The sequence below is a fragment of the Candidatus Planktophila limnetica genome (assembly GCF_002288365.1).
GTDB classification, from domain to species: domain Bacteria; phylum Actinomycetota; class Actinomycetes; order Nanopelagicales; family Nanopelagicaceae; genus Planktophila; species Planktophila limnetica.
In genome coordinates this window covers 271,553-288,915 of record NZ_CP016782.1, presented here as the reverse complement: position 1 = coordinate 288,915, position 17,363 = coordinate 271,553, and the positions used below count along the sequence as shown (strand labels likewise).

Sequence of the window (17,363 nt, the reverse complement as noted above, 5' to 3'; positions counted from 1 at the left end):
TCACCAATTTCAATTAATTCGTTCCACGATAAGCGGAAGTCGCTTCACATCTGTGCTACCAATTGCAACACTACCTTCTAGTACTTCCTGCGCTCGTGCAAATCGTTCAGGCGTATCGGTATGAAGGGTATACAAAGGCTCTCCTGCGACGATCTTTTCGCCAGGTTTCTTATGAATTTCGATTCCAGCGCCAGATTGCACACTCTCTCCTTGACGTGAGCGCCCTGCTCCTAAGCGCCAAGCAGCCACACCAACTGACATTGCATCCATAGACAAAACGGTGCCGCTTGCATCGGCAGATATTGTTAATTTCTCTTTTGCAACCGGCAGCGGTGCATCTGGATTTCCGCCCTGAGCGCTAATCATTTTTCGCCACACATCCATTGCAGAACCATCTTTAAGAGCACGCTCGGGATCTTTTCCTTTAATGCCAACGAGTTCCAACATCTCACGGGCAAAAATAATTGTTAACTCCACAACATCTGCTGGACCGCCGCCTGCTAGAACTTCTAGTGATTCCCGAACTTCCAGTGCATTTCCAGCTGTAAGGCCAAGGGGAACATCCATCGCAGTTACCAACGCAAGAGTTTTTACTCCAGCGTCTTTTCCAAGGCCAACCATTGTTTGTGCTAATTCACGAGCCTTTAATGGATCGCTCATAAATGCACCAGAGCCAGTTTTAACATCTAGAACCAGCGCACTCGTACCTTCTGCGATTTTCTTACTCATAATCGATGATGCAATAAGTGGAATTGCTTCAACCGTTGCAGTCACATCACGTAGTGCATACAACTTTTTATCCGCCGGAGCCAAACCAGCACCTGCGGCGCAAATAACCGCTCCACACTCTTGCAAAACTTGTAGCATTTTTTCATTGCTAAGAGATGCTTGCCAGCCTGCAATCGCTTCTAACTTATCTAATGTGCCACCAGTATGACCCAATCCACGTCCAGATAATTGTGGAACCGCAGCACCACATGCTGCAACAAGGGGCGCTAATGGCAAAGTTATTTTGTCACCAACTCCTCCTGTTGAGTGTTTATCTACTGTGGGACGATCAAGCATTGACCAATTCATTTTCTCACCGCTATTTATCATGGCATTAGTCCAGCGAGATATTTCTTGTGAATTCATTCCATTAAGTAAAATTGCCATCAACAATGCAGACATTTGTTCATCGGCAACTGCTCCACGTGTATATGCATCGATTACCCAATCGATCTGTGGATTTGTGAGAACTGCTTTATCGCGTTTAGCAGCAATGATTTCTACTGCCGAAAAGGGTTCTAACGCACTCATCTAAAACTATTTACGATCTAAATCATCAGGACCAAATGCCCAAGGCAAAATCGTAGACATTTTCATAGGTCCATCAGGTGTCATAAGTAGTAACTCATTGCCACCATGTTCGAATAAGAGTTGCCTGCATCGTCCGCACGGGGCCAAGTAATCACCTTGTGCATCAACACACAGAACAGCAACCAAACGGCCGCCGCCACTCATTACTAGCTCTGATGTCATGCTGCATTCCGCGCACAATCCAAGTCCGTAACTCGCATTTTCAACGTTACAGCCACTGATAATTCGTCCATCATTGACCAAACCTGCAACACCCACCGGAAAATTTGAATATGGTGCATACGCTTTTTTACTCGCAGCAATTGCAGTTGAATGTAAGAGTTGCCAATCAGGAGTCAGTGTCATTTATTTCAATCCACCACGTCTATATGGGAATCCTGCAGCGGCAGGCCCTCGTAATCGTTGTGAAGCAAAAGATAAGACAATCAATGTTGCTAAGTAAGGTGTCATCGTAACTAGCTGACCAGGAAGTTCATCGAAGGCTATAAAGAACCAGGCAAAAAATGCAGCAACTGCAAGGGCTACTAATCCGCCAATCATTTTCGCCTTCTTAAATGATCGCCATGATGCGAAGAGTAAGAATGCAACAATTAGAAGAAGTAGCGCATGAATTGCGGTGGAGTCTCGCAGTTGTAGCGCATCGGCAAATCCAAAGAGCGCAGCACCTGCAAATAATCCGCCTGGACGCCAATTACCAAAGAGCATTGCAGCTAATCCAATATATCCGCGGCCGCCTATTTGATTCTCCTGATAGTGATTTGCTGCAACGATTGCTAAGAATCCGCCACCAAGACCTGCAAATCCACCAGAGAGTAAAACTCCCCAATATTTCATTGCATAAACATTTACACCGAGTGATTCAGCAGCAATTGGTGATTCACCTGTGCTGCGCAGACGCAATCCAAATGATGTCTTCCACAAGATGAAATAGCTCAGCGGAACAAGGGCAACTGCAATCATTGTTACGTAAGAAAGTTCGCCCGTTAATCCGCGTAGCACTCGAGAAATATCTGAAATCAAGAACCAATTCTTTTCACCTATTGCACCAAGCAAATCAGGACTTTGCCAACCAAAATACTTTCCGGCCGAAAGAATTGGTAATCCATTTTGCCCAATTGGTTCAACATCTGGTGATTGTGATGGTCCTGGCCAGGATCCACCTTGAGCCAGGATTGTTGAGATGTATCGAACTAAACCGGCGGCAATAATATTGATGGCAACACCAGAGACCACATGGTCAACACCAAATGTAATTGTTGCAACAGCGTGCACCAAAGCACCAACTGCCCCAAAAATAATTGCTCCTACTAATCCCATCCATGGGCCGTGCATGCTTCCAATAAATCCACCAGCCCATGCACCCATGATCATCATGCCTTCAAGACCAATGTTTACAACTCCTGCACGTTCAGCAAATAAACCACCCAGGGCTGCCAAAACAATCGGAACTGAAAGTAAGAGTGCAGCCTTTGCGGTACCAACGCTCGTTAAATCTGATGCACCTGTTGCAATTCGGATGATTGAAAGTATCGCAATTATCCCAAAGAAAATCACAATTATGCGGCGCATGCCTGAAAGCTTTCCTTTTTCTAACACTACTTGTCACCTTCCTTAGCAAAAGCCTGACTTTGAAGTGTGAGCTGGTATCGGCGAACTACTTCGTATGCAATAACAGCGCTAAGTAAAATTGAACCCTGCATAATCACATAAGTCTCTGGTGCGATATCAATCAGTTCTAGTGTTCGCGAAGCTACTTCCAAGAAACCAAATAACAAAGCACTAATTGCCATTCCTACAGCCGAGTTGCGACCTAGCAGTGCAATTGCAATGGCCGTAAAACCAACGCCACCGCGGAAACCTAATGTGTAACTGTGAGTATCACCTAGCAATGTTGGCAAACCCGCAAGACCGGCTATCGCGCCACTTGCAACGAGTGCAATAAAAGTCATCTTCTTTGAATCAACACCACTGACTCGCGCTGCAATCGGATTCATACCAGTTGATCGCAATTCAAAACCAAACCTGGTGCGATTAACAACAAACCAGAATCCGATTCCTAAAACTATCGCGATGATCAACATTCCGTAAACGCCGCCACCAGGCTGTTCTTCGACTCCAAGTTTTTTGAGCACCGGCATTAAATCCGGGAATTGTCCGCTAGGTGCAAGTGGTTTAGTCGCTAAGTCATTGCTGCCTTCAACTTTGACCATAAAGTGTTTTGAGAGCAGGTATGCAGATAATCCACCAGCAATACTGTTAAGCATGATTGTTGAAATAACTTCACTCACACCACGCTTTACTTTCATATAGGCCGCGATTGCAGCCCATAATCCTCCGACAAACATTGCAATGAAAAATATTGCAGCGATGTGCAGCACCGGTGGCAACGCAATCATTGCTCCGAAATAGGCAGCAAAGAGCGAGCCCAAGCGAAGCTGACCTTCGACGCCGATATTAAATAATCCGGCTCTAAATGTCAGAGCAATTGCAATCGCAGCGATGTAATAAGAGGTGGCAAGATTTACAGCTTCCATTAATGATCCCGCGCCAGAACCAAATTCCCACATGATTGCAAAAGCTTCGCGAGGTGATTTATTTGTTGCCAGTAAAGATGCACTTGAAACAGCCAAACTAAAGACGGTAGCAAAAACTGGAGCTGCGATAGAAAGTGCGATTTTGCCAGGTTTGAATCTCATTACGCCGCACCTGTCATTGCAGAACCGAGTTTTTCTGGAGTCGTCTTTGCAGGATCTAATTCGGCGGTGACTGATCCACGAAGCATCACAACCAATCGATCAGATAAACCAATGAGTTCTTCGAGGTCGGCGCTAATTAAAACAATTGCCATTCCTTTTTCGCGCGCTGCACGTAATTCATTCCAAATAGCGGCTTGCGCACCAACATCTACGCCACGTGTTGGGTGTGATGCCAAAAGCAATGATGGCGATCCACTCATTTCGCGACCGACAATAAATTTTTGTTGGTTTCCCCCTGAAAGGGCAAGTGCCAAAGTATCTGGACCCGGAGCTCGAACATCAAACTCTTGCATGATTCGAATCGTGTCAGCCATTGTTGCTTTGCGATCAATGCGTACACCATTCATAACTGGCTTTCCGCGCTGATGTCCCAAAATTCTGTTCTCCCACAATGGAGATGCCATTAAGAGCGCCTGACGTTGGCGATCTTCGGGAATAAAGCCAATGCCCATATCTCGACGATCAGAAACTGATTCACTATCAAGTGGTTCACCTTTAAAAACTACAGTGCCCGTGTAATCACGTAAACCAAGTATTGCCTCAATTAATTCACTCTGACCATTTCCTTCAACACCTGCAATTCCAAGTACTTCACCGGCATGCAGAGTAAAACTCACATCAGTTACTAGATTTCGCGCACCAGACTCAGCGGCAACAGTTAGATTCTTTAGTGAAAGTGTGACTTCATTTCTCTTTGCGCTTCCATGAATTTCTGGTGAAGGCAACTCACTTCCAACCATCAATTCAGCTAATTTTTTAGCATTTACTCCAGAAGCTTTTACTTCAGCAACTGTGGATCCAGCTCGGATTACTGTGACGTCATCTGCTACACGTAAAACTTCATCAAGCTTATGAGTAATGAAAATAACTGTTAAACCTTCTTTGCGCAGACCTTGCAGCGCCTGGAAGAGTTCATCAACTTCTTGTGGGACTAGAACCGCAGTTGGTTCATCAAAGATCAGAATTTTTGCTCCGCGATACAAAACCTTGAGAATTTCCACACGTTGGCGTTGGCCAACGCCTAAATCTGCCACAAGAGCATCAGGATCCACGGTGAGGCCATAGGCCGCAGCCATTTCATTAATCTTTATTCGTGCTTGATTAAAATCTATAACTCCACCATGTGATGGTTCATATCCAAGAACGATATTTTCTAACACTGTAAAATTATCAGCGAGCATAAAATGTTGGTGGACCATCCCGATTCCAGCATCAATGGAATCTGCAGGTTTCTTAAAGTGCACTGTTTTTCCCGCAACCAAAATTTCGCCACTATCCGGGCGTTGCATTCCATACAAAATTTTCATAACAGTTGATTTTCCAGCACCATTTTCACCAATGAGCGCGTGAACTGATCCAGATTCAACCTTGATGGAGACGTCTTTATTTGCGACTACCCCTGGAAATCTTTTGCTTATATGTCGAAGCTCAACTGCTATCGCCACTACAAAAGTCTCCTATTCATTTTGGTTCACTACCGTTAAAGAGAAGCGCCCGGTCCTACAAGTGAATCTAACTCCACTTTCGGACCGAGCGCCACTACTTTTATTAAGTTTTTACAGATTTACTGCTTGAAATTACTTCGCTGGAGTTGTTGGTACCTTAATTTTTCCAGCAGTAATTGCCTTAGCAGCTGCATCAATCTTTGACTTGTACTTGTTGATGTATCCGCCAGAGTATGAAACTCCAACTCCACCAAGCTTCAAGCCATAGGTACGGCCAAATGCTCCGCCACCTAGTGCATCATTAACCTTCTTGCCAGCACTTGCTGCTGCAAGAACGTCATAAACAGCATTGTCAACGCGCTTTAGCATTGATGTAAGCATGTTCTTCTGTTCTGCTGCTGATGCTGTCAGGTACTGATCAGAGTCAACACCGATAGTCCATACCTTGTTACCGTACTTAGCAGAATCAACTGCAGCTGCGAAGTTACCCGCACCTGAACCGCCTGCTGCTGAGTAAATAACATCGATACCCTTATCGATCATTCCGTTCGCAATAACCTTTGCTTTAGCAGGGTCATTGAATCCACCGAAGTCAGGTGGCTCTGTAACGTACTTAACGTCAACTGTTGCGTTCTTATCTGTTGCCTTTACACCTGCAACGAATCCAGCTTCAAACTTCTGAAGTAGTGGAATACGTACGCCGCCGATGTATCCGATTTCACCAGTTACTGATGCAAGAGCAGCAGCTACGCCAGCAAGGTATGAACCCTGCTCTTCAGCGAATACGAGTGATGAAACGTTTGGAAGTGCAACTGATGAATCATCAACGATTGCGAATTGGATCTTTGGAAATTCTGTTGCAACCTTCTTCAGTGGTCCTGCATAGAGGAAACCAACTGCGACGATTGGGTTATATCCAGCTTTTGCAAGAAGACGTAGTTTGTCTTCGCGCTCTGAATCAGTTCCTTGTGTAACTGTTACTTCTTTAACTGTTGCGCCTAAAGTCTTCTTAGCTCTGTCTAGACCGGCTGCGGCTGAGTCATTGAATGACTTATCGCCACGTCCACCGATGTCATAGGCAATTGCTGCCTTTACTTTGGTTGCTGCATTTGCAGTTGGAGCAACGAGTGCACCAGCAGCGAGAGTTGCAGCTGCGACGAGTGCCGCAATACGAATTGACTTCTTCAATTTTCCTCCAAGGGGTCCCAGTTGTATGTTTTCTACATATAACCAAGGGTTGTCGTTATGGGTGAGCCTAGTATTTTTACAGCCAGAAACACAAAAATATTAGGAATTCACGGGGCGCCGTTTCTGAACAAAGTTTTATAAAAAACTCTCAACCTTACGTTGAAACTCTTACGCTACTTAGCGCACCAAACCTAAGTTGGAGTAGGTCTTAGCAAGGGTTGTGGATGAGACTTCATGGGCCTTTGCCGCCCCTTTGGAGAGCATTGCCAGCAGATGCGCCTCATCAGATAACAATTCAAGGGTTTTCTCTCTAATTGGTTTGAGATATTCCACTACTACATCGGCTACTTCACCTTTAAGGTCGCCATAACCTTTACCTGAAAAGTGATTTTCTAGATCAGAGATCTTTTGACCTGATAGCGCGCTGTGAATTGTTAATAAATTACTCACTCCAGGTTTTTCTTTTTCATCAAATTTTATCTCTCGCCCAGCATCAGTAACTGCTGACTTAATCTTCTTTGCATTAATTTCGGGAGAATCAAGGATTTCGATAAGCCCAGAGACTGAATCAGAAGACTTACTCATTTTTGCAGTTGGGTTTTGCAAATCATAAATTTTGGCACCTTGCTTAAGGATGAATCCTGAGGGAATATTAAAAGTAGCTCCATAACGTGAATTAAATCGCTCTGCTAAATCTCTCGTAAGTTCAATATGTTGACGTTGATCTTCACCGACTGGAACTAAATCTGCTTGGTATAACAAAATATCTGCAGCCATCAACATTGGGTAAGTGAACACTCCAACTTTTGTTGAATCAGTTCCGCCTTTTGCACTTCGATCCTTAAATTGAGTCATTCGGCTTGCTTCACCAAATCCTGTAATGCACTCCATGACCCATGCCAATTGATTATGTTCTGGAACGTGTGATTGCACAAAGAGCGTAGATTTTTCAGGTGAGATTCCAAGTGCCAACAATTGGGCCGCAGAAACCAAGGTTCTCTTACGCATTAATGCAGGATCTGTTTCAACAGTTAATGCATGTAGATCGACGATGCAATAAAAAGCATCGTGACCATCTTGTAATTCAACCCATTGCTTAACGGCGCCAAGATAATTTCCAAGGTGAAAGGAGTCACTTGTTGGCTGAATGCCTGACAAAACTCGCTTTGTGCTCATGGTCTTAATTCTCGCACGGACTAGGCGTTTTGAGAGATCAATAGTTGACCTGCTCGCTTACCTTCTAGCGTTAAAACCGTGATTCTTAATCCATTAATGCTGACAACATCATTTAATGCTGGAATTCGACCAAGGACGTGCATCACAAATCCACTCGCAGTTTCATATGGACCTTCTGGAATTTCAAGGCCAGTTTGTTCGCGCAAGTCTTCAATCGAAATAAGTCCATCAACTTCAAAATCTCCCGTATGCGACTCAATCTGAACTTCCATGTCATCAGAGTCATACTCATCTCGAATGTCTCCAACAAGACATTCAACGAGATCTTCCATAGTAATAATTCCGTCAGTTCCACCGTATTCATCCAGAACAATTGCAAGGTGTTGTCTTTGATTACGCATTTCAGTCAATGCAGGCAGAACGCCTTTTGTGCCCGGCATAAACATAATATTTCTGACTAGCTCTTGTACTTTGCCACCAGTTGATACCAAAGATGTGTCCAGCAAATCACGCACGTGAATAAATCCAATTACTTCATCCGTAGAGCCACGGACAACTGGGTAACGAGAGTGAGCCTTATCAACTGCGAGAGCAATTGCTTTCGAAATAGTCAGCGATGCATCCATGAAATCGACTTCTGTGCGGGGCACCATGAGTTCATGGATTTGTTTTTCGGATGCGTTAAATACTTCTTCAACGATGTCACGTTCTTCATCAGTTAATGCAGCGTGGCCTGCGACTAAATCCAACAATTCTTCTTCAGACATTGCGGTGCGCTGCTCTTTTGGATCAACACCAAAAATTCGAACAACAGCGTTTGTCGAGTGTGAGAGCAACCAAATAATTGGTCGGAAAAGCACTGCTACGACTTCAATTATTGGAGCAAGTGCAAGAGAAATCTGTTCTGTACGAAATAGTGCTAAACGCTTTGGAACGAGCTCACCAAAGACTAATGAGAAATAAGCGATGATGATAGTTACACCGATTAGTGATGTGATCGAACTAAGTGAGTCGTTAACTCCCAGACTTTCAAGCCATGGAATTACATAGTCTCCAAGCTTTTCGGCACCCAAAGCAGCGGATAAAAATCCACACAGCGTTATACCAACCTGAACTGCCGCTAAAAATCTATTCGGGTTTTCTGAGAGTAAAGCGACGCGCTTTCCACGTTTACCCTTAGTTGCCAATTGTCGAATTTGGCTTTCGCGAAGTGAGATAAGAGCAATTTCAGCTGCGACAAAGAGAGAACCTAGGAGTATCAGACCTGCAATTGTAAATAAGGCTGCGATTAATCCGCCGAACGAGTGGGGCTCCATAAGGGTGCAACTCTACAGGAATGTGCTTTGTCTATACCCGCTAAACTTACCTACGTTGGGTCCAACCGGGCTCATCACCTTCATCCTCGGATCGTCGGGCACGTACCTGCCCGGAGAAGGAGAAATCTCTCATGGCAACAGTTACATTTGAAAAAGCTTCACGTATTTATCCCGGTTCAACAACTCCGGCTGTAAATAATTTAACTCTTGAAGTTAAAGATGGCGAATTCTTAGTTCTTGTCGGACCTTCAGGGTGCGGTAAATCAACAGTACTTCGAATGCTTGCCGGATTAGAAGAAGTTGATAGCGGGCGCATATTAATCGGTGGCATAGATGTCACAGATGTTGCTCCAAAAGATCGCGATGTCGCAATGGTTTTTCAATCATATGCTTTATATCCACACATGAGTGTTGCAGAAAATATGGGTTTCGCTCTAAAGATTGCAGGAATTGCAAAAGAAGAGCGTGAGCGCAGAGTCCTAGAAGCCGCAAAGCTGCTCGATCTTGAAGAATTCTTAGATCGTAAACCAAAGGCATTATCTGGTGGACAACGTCAAAGAGTTGCAATGGGGCGCGCGATTGTTCGCGAACCACAGGTATTTCTCATGGACGAACCACTCTCAAATTTAGATGCAAAATTGCGCGTTGCAACTCGCACTCAGATTGCAGCGCTACAACGTCGTTTAGGGATTACTACTGTCTACGTAACCCATGATCAAGTAGAAGCTATGACAATGGGTGATCGTGTGGCGGTGCTAAAAGATGGAGTCCTTCAGCAAGTCGATACACCTCAAAATCTGTATGACAATCCAGCAAATGCTTTTGTCGCAGATTTTATTGGTGTAGCACCCTTGAATTCATAATCACGTAAAATTCTGAACTAAGGCAATCTCTTCACCGCTTGTAAATGTGTGTGGTGAATTTTCTAGTCCTCTAAGAACATGGACTTTTGCACGGCCCTGAACTTGCCATGTATCAGTAAGGACAAGTGCTGTGTCTTCATCTATTCCAATTAAGTACGCACCTTCATCACTTCTTAGTGCAATTGATGCAATTCGATCTGGAACCCATCCGAGAAATTTGTCGTAATGCGGAATTACTTCAATATTAGAAATCAATCCAAGACCACTTTGAGCATGTGATTTTCTGATACCAACTATTTTTGAACCAAAGGCCATCGCACCAGCTGAACATCCGGCAAGTGAAGTTCCTGAATTAAACTCACTTCTGATTTTTTCCCAGAGTGGAGTTTGATTAAATACTTCGGTGATGTAACCAGGATCGCCGCCTGAAAAATAAATCAATCCAGCATTAGAAATTTCAGAGATGTACTCTTCCTTAAAGGCATCTTCTCTACTTAATATTGGTAGGAATCGGCATTGGGCGCCTATTCGTTTGGCTTGTGCGGCTCCGCGTTCTTTCCAGAATTCAATTCGATCAGCACTTTCAAGGCCGGCCCCCGTAGGAATTTGTATATACGTATTGGACTTGCCTTTAGAAATAGCACGTTGCAACAGATCAGATTCAATCTCTTGCATCTGGATTAAGTACTCACCTGAGCCAACAAGTGCTAGCGCACCCCGCTCGGAATTCATAAAGATTAAGCCATTGCCTTCTTGAGGTTTTCATCAATTGAATTGAGGAACTCCTGTGTGGTCTGCCATGGCGCATCCTTAGAAATCAAAAGTGACAAGTCTTTTGTCATCTTTCCTTGCTCAACGGTTTGAACACATACACGTTCCAGAGTTTCGCAGAATTGAGCTAACTCTTTGTTGCTATCTAATTTTGCTCGGTGAGCAAGTCCGCGAGTCCATGCAAAAATCGATGCTATTGGATTTGTAGATGTTGCCTTACCTGCTTGATGATCGCGATAGTGACGTGTAACTGTTCCATGCGCAGCTTCTGATTCAACTATTTTGCCATCTGGTGTCATCAACACTGATGTCATTAATCCAAGTGAGCCATAGCCTTGAGCAACGGTGTCTGACTGAACATCTCCGTCATAGTTTTTGCAAGCCCAGACATAACCACCTTCCATTCGAAGTGACATTGCCACCATGTCATCGATTAAACGGTGTTCATACCAAATACCAGCAGCATCAAATGCTGATTTAAACTCTGCTTGGTAAATCTCTTCGAAAATATCTTTAAAGCGTCCATCGTATGCTTTAAGAATTGTGTTCTTAGTTGAGAGATAAACTGGGTATTTTCGATTCAAACCGTAATTCAGTGATGCTCGAGCGAAGTCACGAATTGAATCATCAAGGTTGTACATGCCCATTGCAACACCTGCAGCAGGAAAATCAAATACGTTAAATTCCATGGGAGCTGAACCATCTTCTGGAACAAATGAAAGAGTGAGTTTTCCCGGTCCTGGAACTTTAAAATCTGTGGCTTTATATTGATCGCCAAATGCATGGCGACCTATAACAATTGGCTTGGTCCAGTGAGGAACCAAGCGCGGAACGTTACTAATAATGATTGGTTCGCGAAAAATTACGCCACCTAAAATATTACGGATTGTTCCATTTGGAGATTTCCACATTTTCTTCAAGCCAAATTCTTCAACACGAGCTTCATCTGGCGTGATGGTTGCACATTTAATTCCAACTCCGTGCTTTTGAATTGCCCGCGCTGAGTCAATAGTTACTTGATCATCTGTTGCATCGCGGTTTTCCATACCCAGATCGTAATATTCAAGATTTACATCTAGATAAGGAAGGATCAACGAATCTTTAATGAACTGCCAAATGATGCGAGTCATTTCATCGCCATCTAATTCAACGACAGTTCCTTCAACTTTGATCTTGGACATGCTCTGCGCTCCCCTTAGAGTGTTAGTACGTCTGCTTGTTTTGCACGAACTGCTTCGGCAGCAACTTTTAGCGCCGCTAATTCGCTATCAGTAAGTTTAGTTTCAACAACCTTCTTAATACCGTCGCGGCCAATCTGAGCTTCAACGCCAAGATAAACACCAGATATTCCGTACTCGCCATCAACCCATGCACACACAGGCATGGTTGCTCCAGAGTCTTCGATTACAGCTTTTGCCATGCGCGCTGCAGCTGCTGATGGCGCGTAATAAGCAGAACCTGTTTTAAGTAGTGCAACAACTTCTGCGCCACCATTTCTTGTGCGATCAACTAGTTCATCAATCTCTGCTTGCGATAATTTCTGACTCAGCGCAACGCCGCCAACTGTGCAGCGACTTGGAACTGGGACCATCGTTTCGCCATGTGAACCCAGAGTTAATGTCTTTACAGAAGAGACAGAAACATTGAGTTTTTCAGCAACAAAATCTGTAAAGCGCGCAGTATCAAGCATGCCTGCTTGACCCATTACGCGGTTATAAGGAAAAGCTGTAGCAATTTGCGTTAACGCTGTCATTTCATCGAGTGGATTTGAAACCACGATTATGACTGCCTTGGGTGAATGCTTTGCGATATTTTTGGCAACCCCTCGAACAATTCCAGCATTTACTCCGATGAGATCCATTCGACTCATGCCAGGTTTGCGAGGTAATCCAGCAGTAATGATGACAACATCAGAATTTGCAGTTGCTTCATAACCGGCACCATCAGCAGTTGTGGTTGCACCAATAACTTTAGTTTCAAATCCCTCAATCGAGCGAGATTGATTCATATCTAATGCCAAACCTTCTGGCTTTCCTTCAAGGATGTCAGTTAATACAACCGTGTCAAAGATGTTGTACTCAGCCAATCGCATTGCAGTTGTTGAACCATAAAAACCTGCGCCAACGACGGTTACTTTGCCAGCCATGGATTGCATCCTTCTTTCAATATTTGGTGGAAATAATGCCTTGATATCAAGACAACTCTACAACCCATGCGGCAGTGAAATTGCCAGGACGAAGAGTCCGACTGCAATTGCCACGGGGAAATAGAACTCAATTGTACGTACGTGCCGTGCAGGAAATGCAATTCCCAATGTTCCTAAGGCAATAAGAAGCGATCCGGATCGGACAAAACTCAGGGCACCCAAAATAACGCCAACCACAACCAATGCGTAACTAGCGATTTTAATTATTCGCGAATCTAAGAACACGCGTCTACAACATTCGTAACTAGCATTGCTCGTGTCATCGGGCCGACTCCACCTGGCATCGGTGCAACAAATCCAGCTTTATCCATTACATCTGGGTGAACATCTCCAAGTAATCCTGCATCTGTTCGTGAAATTCCAACATCAATAACTGCTGCTCCGGCTTTAATCATTGATGCATTAAGAAAATGTGCCTGACCGATAGCTGCGACAACAATGTCTGCATTGCGAGTATGTAGTCCTAAATCTTTAGTGCCCGTGTGAGTCAACGTTACGGTTGCATTTTCTTGTTTGCGTGTAAGTAACAAACCAAGGGGACGGCCAACTGTTAGTCCGCGACCAATAACAGTGACTTCAGCTCCTTTAAGTGAAACGTTGTAATGCTGTAGCAGAGCAACAATTCCTCGAGGTGTACACGGAAGTGGTGCGTCATATCCAGCTACTAATCTTCCTAAGTTCATTGGGTGCAATCCATCGGCATCTTTTGCTGGATCAATCGCCTCAAGAATTGCCTGTGTATCAATTCCTTTTGGCATAGGCAATTGCACAATATAACCAGTGCACTCTTTTGCATTATTGAGATCTTTAATTGCTGCCAGAATATCTGCTTGTGAGGCAGAAGCTGGAAGGTCAACACGAATTGATGTGACTCCGACTTCTTGGCAATCACGATGCTTGCCGCCAACATATGAATGTGAACCAGGGTCATCGCCAACTAAAACTGTTCCCAGTCCTGGTGTGATTCCTTTTTTCTTTAATTCAATAACTCGCACAGCTAAATCTTTTTTAATTGTTGCAGCTAAAGCCTTGCCATCGAGAATAGTTGCGCTCATGTTCTTATCTTATTGGAATTTATGCATGTGAGAAATGACGTGTGCCGGTGAAATACAAGCTGATTCCAGCCTGCTCTGCCGCTGCAATAACCTCTTCGTCTCGAACACTTCCACCTGGTGAAACAACTGCAGAAATTCCTGCGGCAATCAATATTTGTAACCCATCGGCAAATGGGAAAAAAGCATCACTGGAAGCAACACTTCCCACAGCGCGATTACCTGCGCGCTTTACCGCAAGTTCGGCGCTATCAACTCGATTTACCTGACCCATACCAACACCAACACTTGCTCCATCTTTTGCCAGCAAAATTGCGTTGCTTTTAACTGCACGAACTGCGCGCCAGGCAAATTCAAGATCCTTCAAAGTTTCAGGAGATACACGTGGCCCTGCGACCAACTTCCACGATGACGGCAAATCCCCGGGAGCATCAATCGCATCTAACTCTTGTAACAAAATACCGCCGCTTACAGTCCGCATTTCAATTGCATTTAATGTTGTTACATCACATTGCACAATACGTATGGAAGGTTTCTGACAGAGAATTTCCAGTGCCCCACTTTCATAACCCGGTGCGATTACAACTTCTGTGAATATCTCTGATAGTGCTTGCGCCATTTCTGTGCTAACAATTCGATTGGCAGCCACAACTCCCCCGAATGCCGAAACCGGATCACATTCATGTGCCTTTGAATAAGCAGTTGCAATGTCTTTTCCAATTGCAATTCCACATGGGTTTGCGTGCTTGATTATTGCCACACATGGTTCTGTGTGATCAAACGCGGCGCGCCATGCGGCATCTGCATCGGTGTAATTGTTAAATGACATTTCTTTGCCATGTAATTGTTTTGATTCAACTATTCCTGCTGGACCACCACTATAAATTGCTGCAGCCTGATGCGGATTCTCCCCATATCGCAAGATATTTTCTTGCTTGAAGATTCTTCCAAACCACTCTGGCAAAACCGAATTCTGATTTTGACCAAGCCAGTTAGCAATAGTTAAGTCATATTCGGCAGTTGTTCTAAAAACTTCTAAGGCCAAACTCTGACGCTCTTGTGCACTAAAGCCACCTGCAGCAATTGCAGTAATTAAGTGATCATATTGATCTGTTTTGCAGATAACACCGACTGAACCATGATTTTTTGCAGCTCCCCGCAGCATTGATGGACCACCAATATCGATTTGTTCAATGCTTTCTTCAAACGATGCACCGGATGCAATTGTTTCTGCGAATGGATATAGATTGATAATTACAAGATCAAATGCTTCGATACCTAAATCCTTGATTGCAGAAACATGTTCAGGATTATTTTGATCTGCAAGAATTCCAGAGTGAATTATTGGGTGCAAAGTTTTGACTCTTCCGCCCATAATTTCTGGAAATCCAGTGACGGTACTTACTTCAGTTACTTTAACGCCTGCTGCAGCAAGTGTTTTTGCCGTTGATCCTGTTGAAACTATTTGAATGCCGGCTGCACTAAGAGCCTTGCCAATTTCTTCTAAACGGCTCTTGTCATAAACGCTAATGAGTGCCCTGCGAATTTTTTTGCGATCACTCATGATTATTCTCCATTGATGCCAACAAATCTGAAATGGTCGCAACGATGAGACCGCGTTCAACAATCTTAATGCGCTCATGCAAAAGTGCTTCGGTGTCACCTTCGAGCACCGGCACCTCACGCTGGGCAATAACTTTTCCAGTATCCATGCCCGCATCAACCCAATGAATTGTTGCCCCCGTTACTGCTGCCTTCGCTGCTAACGCATCTCGAACCGCATGGGCACCAGGAAAATTTGGCAAAAGAGCAGGATGACTATTAATCACCTTAAATGTTGAAACAAATTCAGGTGCCAGAATTCGCATAAACCCAGCGCTGACGACAAGTGCGGGGTTCAGTGATTGCGTAATCAAAAAAAGTTCTTCATCCCAACTTTTACGATCACTATTCATAGGGTGGGTAATTATTGGAACTTCTAATACGGCGCACTTTGCAACAACTTGCGCCTCTGGTTGATCTGTTAAGACGCCGATAACGTTTCCCGAAATTTGTCCGCTCTGCGTTGCCACAATTATTGCCTGCGCTAGCGAACCTGTGCCTGATGCCAGAATCAGAATGCTTTTGCTCACTTTATTTTTGCCTTGCGAGTAGGTAGCGATATTTGCGGAATAAATATCGCCAAGGCAATACCTATTCCCATTTCAATTGCAACGCTGAGGGGAAATTTCCATAATGAAGGACCAACTGCTGACATCTCTTCTGTGAGCAAAGATCCACTTGCAAAAAAAGTAAGAAGGAAAATGAGCGAAAGAGTTACAAAATAACTCTGCCACAAAATCCTAGTACTTAAGGTAATTGTCCAACTTGCTAATAGCGCGCCGGCCATTACAAAGAAGAATATTGAAAATAAAAATTGTGGGTGTTCAGTACTTGGGAGTGCTCCAAGAATCGGCAGAGCTGGGATTTGTGCCACGCTATGTTCTAGTGGGGAAACCAAGGTATTGCTTCCAACCCCAAAGCCTGTGCCACTTAAATATGCCATCGATGAAACGGCTGCATTTGGTAAATACACAATGTTTATCAACAGGAGTAAGAACCCACCAAAGACTCCTGGCCGCAAAACAGTTATTAAGTCCCTGACTGTTGAAACATGAATGAAGAGTGAAAGTGCCAGAAATAATGCGCTAACGCCCAGAAGTAGCGCAACTATGCGTGTGCCAAAGCTTAAAGGTTGGGTAAGTGTGACTGATTTACCCACTGTTAATGTTGTGAGATAAACGGCCGGAATTAGAATTGCAATTGCTACATACCAAACTGGACGAATTGCATCTGTCTTTGAGGCAAGTATTAAGAGCTCAGCGATAAGGCAGTAGATTATTGTGAAATGAACACGGGCGATATTTACTAAATGAGTTTCTTTATCCAGTTTTTCAACAACACGTGAAAATGAACTTCTAATTGCCAAAAATGGAAAGAGCAACGCTCCCAGCGGCAAATATGAAAGATAACCTTCAACGGCTGCAGGTGGCAGGCTTAATGAAAATGGGATGTGATGAATACCCAACCAGACCCACATCGCTGCGCGAATTGGATCTGAAGTATTTCCGGTGATGCTTCCGGCTGTTGCCCATGCAATCAGAGTTAAAAATGAAATAGGAAGCAATACAAGTGCGATGCTACGAAGAACTTGTGACAACGAGACCCACAGGACACGTTGAAACATCAGAA

At 44.1% G+C, this 17,363-nt stretch carries 15 protein-coding genes and 1 pseudogene; 1 reads left to right on the top strand and 15 read right to left on the bottom strand.

What is annotated here, in order from left to right; all coding sequences use genetic code 11:
* Positions 1-9: 9 nt before the first annotated feature.
* The 8 genes from PHILAsVB114_RS01600 to PHILAsVB114_RS01565 form a co-directional block, all read right to left on the bottom strand.
* Positions 10-1,299, bottom strand: coding sequence for a thymidine phosphorylase (locus tag PHILAsVB114_RS01600; protein ID WP_095697660.1), 1,290 nt, complete (start codon positions 1,297-1,299; stop codon positions 10-12).
* A gap of 6 nt (positions 1,300-1,305) precedes the next feature.
* The gene (locus tag PHILAsVB114_RS01595) at positions 1,306-1,704 is read right to left on the bottom strand and encodes a cytidine deaminase (RefSeq protein ID WP_095697659.1); all 399 of its coding nucleotides are present in this window, start codon (positions 1,702-1,704) and stop codon (positions 1,306-1,308) included.
* Entirely contained in the window at positions 1,705-2,928 is a 1,224-nt protein-coding gene (locus PHILAsVB114_RS01590) for an ABC transporter permease (RefSeq protein WP_095698647.1), read from the bottom strand.
* 26 nt (positions 2,929-2,954) lie between these two features.
* Complete coding sequence (locus tag PHILAsVB114_RS01585; RefSeq protein ID WP_095697658.1) at positions 2,955-4,055, bottom strand: ABC transporter permease; 1,101 nt, start codon at positions 4,053-4,055, stop codon at positions 2,955-2,957.
* A complete protein-coding gene (locus PHILAsVB114_RS01580) occupies positions 4,055-5,560 on the bottom strand; it encodes an ABC transporter ATP-binding protein (protein WP_095697657.1) in 1,506 nt (501 codons plus the stop codon). Before PHILAsVB114_RS01580 ends, PHILAsVB114_RS01585 begins: the two co-directional genes overlap by 1 nt.
* A gap of 132 nt (positions 5,561-5,692) precedes the next feature.
* Entirely contained in the window at positions 5,693-6,748 is a 1,056-nt protein-coding gene (locus PHILAsVB114_RS01575) for a BMP family lipoprotein (protein ID WP_095697656.1), read from the bottom strand.
* A gap of 177 nt (positions 6,749-6,925) precedes the next feature.
* A complete protein-coding gene (gene trpS / locus PHILAsVB114_RS01570; protein WP_095697655.1) occupies positions 6,926-7,924 on the bottom strand; it encodes a tryptophan--tRNA ligase in 999 nt (332 codons plus the stop codon).
* 20 nt (positions 7,925-7,944) lie between these two features.
* Positions 7,945-9,240 (bottom strand): hemolysin family protein, encoded by a 1,296-nt coding sequence (locus PHILAsVB114_RS01565; RefSeq protein ID WP_095697654.1) that lies wholly within the window; start codon positions 9,238-9,240, stop codon positions 7,945-7,947.
* Positions 9,241-9,371: 131 nt separating this feature from the next.
* Between PHILAsVB114_RS01565 and PHILAsVB114_RS01560 the strand changes: the two are divergent.
* Positions 9,372-10,097: pseudogene (locus tag PHILAsVB114_RS01560) on the top strand (ABC transporter ATP-binding protein); the annotation flags it as partial.
* Positions 10,098-10,103: 6 nt separating this feature from the next.
* On the opposite strand, the gene PHILAsVB114_RS01555 reads toward PHILAsVB114_RS01560, so the two are convergent.
* From PHILAsVB114_RS01555 to PHILAsVB114_RS01520, 7 genes are all read right to left on the bottom strand, one after another.
* A complete protein-coding gene (locus PHILAsVB114_RS01555; RefSeq protein WP_095697653.1) occupies positions 10,104-10,835 on the bottom strand; it encodes a Type 1 glutamine amidotransferase-like domain-containing protein in 732 nt (243 codons plus the stop codon).
* A 5-nt stretch (positions 10,836-10,840) separates the two neighbouring features.
* On the bottom strand, positions 10,841-12,055 hold the full coding sequence (locus PHILAsVB114_RS01550) for an NADP-dependent isocitrate dehydrogenase (RefSeq protein ID WP_095697652.1): 1,215 nt from the start codon (positions 12,053-12,055) through the stop codon (positions 10,841-10,843).
* Between the two features lie 14 nt (positions 12,056-12,069).
* On the bottom strand, positions 12,070-13,020 hold the full coding sequence (gene mdh / locus PHILAsVB114_RS01545; RefSeq protein ID WP_095697651.1) for a malate dehydrogenase: 951 nt from the start codon (positions 13,018-13,020) through the stop codon (positions 12,070-12,072).
* Between the two features lie 275 nt (positions 13,021-13,295).
* Positions 13,296-14,135 carry a bifunctional methylenetetrahydrofolate dehydrogenase/methenyltetrahydrofolate cyclohydrolase gene (locus PHILAsVB114_RS01535; RefSeq protein WP_095697649.1) on the bottom strand — a complete coding sequence of 280 codons (840 nt, stop codon included), beginning with the start codon at positions 14,133-14,135 and terminating at the stop codon, positions 13,296-13,298.
* A gap of 19 nt (positions 14,136-14,154) precedes the next feature.
* Entirely contained in the window at positions 14,155-15,696 is a 1,542-nt protein-coding gene (gene purH, locus PHILAsVB114_RS01530) for a bifunctional phosphoribosylaminoimidazolecarboxamide formyltransferase/IMP cyclohydrolase (RefSeq protein WP_095697648.1), read from the bottom strand.
* Complete coding sequence (gene purN / locus PHILAsVB114_RS01525) at positions 15,689-16,264, bottom strand: phosphoribosylglycinamide formyltransferase (protein ID WP_095697647.1); 576 nt, start codon at positions 16,262-16,264, stop codon at positions 15,689-15,691. Before purN ends, purH begins: the two co-directional genes overlap by 8 nt.
* Positions 16,261-17,358 carry a cell division protein PerM gene (locus PHILAsVB114_RS01520; protein ID WP_095697646.1) on the bottom strand — a complete coding sequence of 366 codons (1,098 nt, stop codon included), beginning with the start codon at positions 17,356-17,358 and terminating at the stop codon, positions 16,261-16,263. The genes purN and PHILAsVB114_RS01520 overlap by 4 nt, the downstream gene beginning before the upstream one ends.
* Positions 17,359-17,363 lie beyond the last annotated feature (5 nt).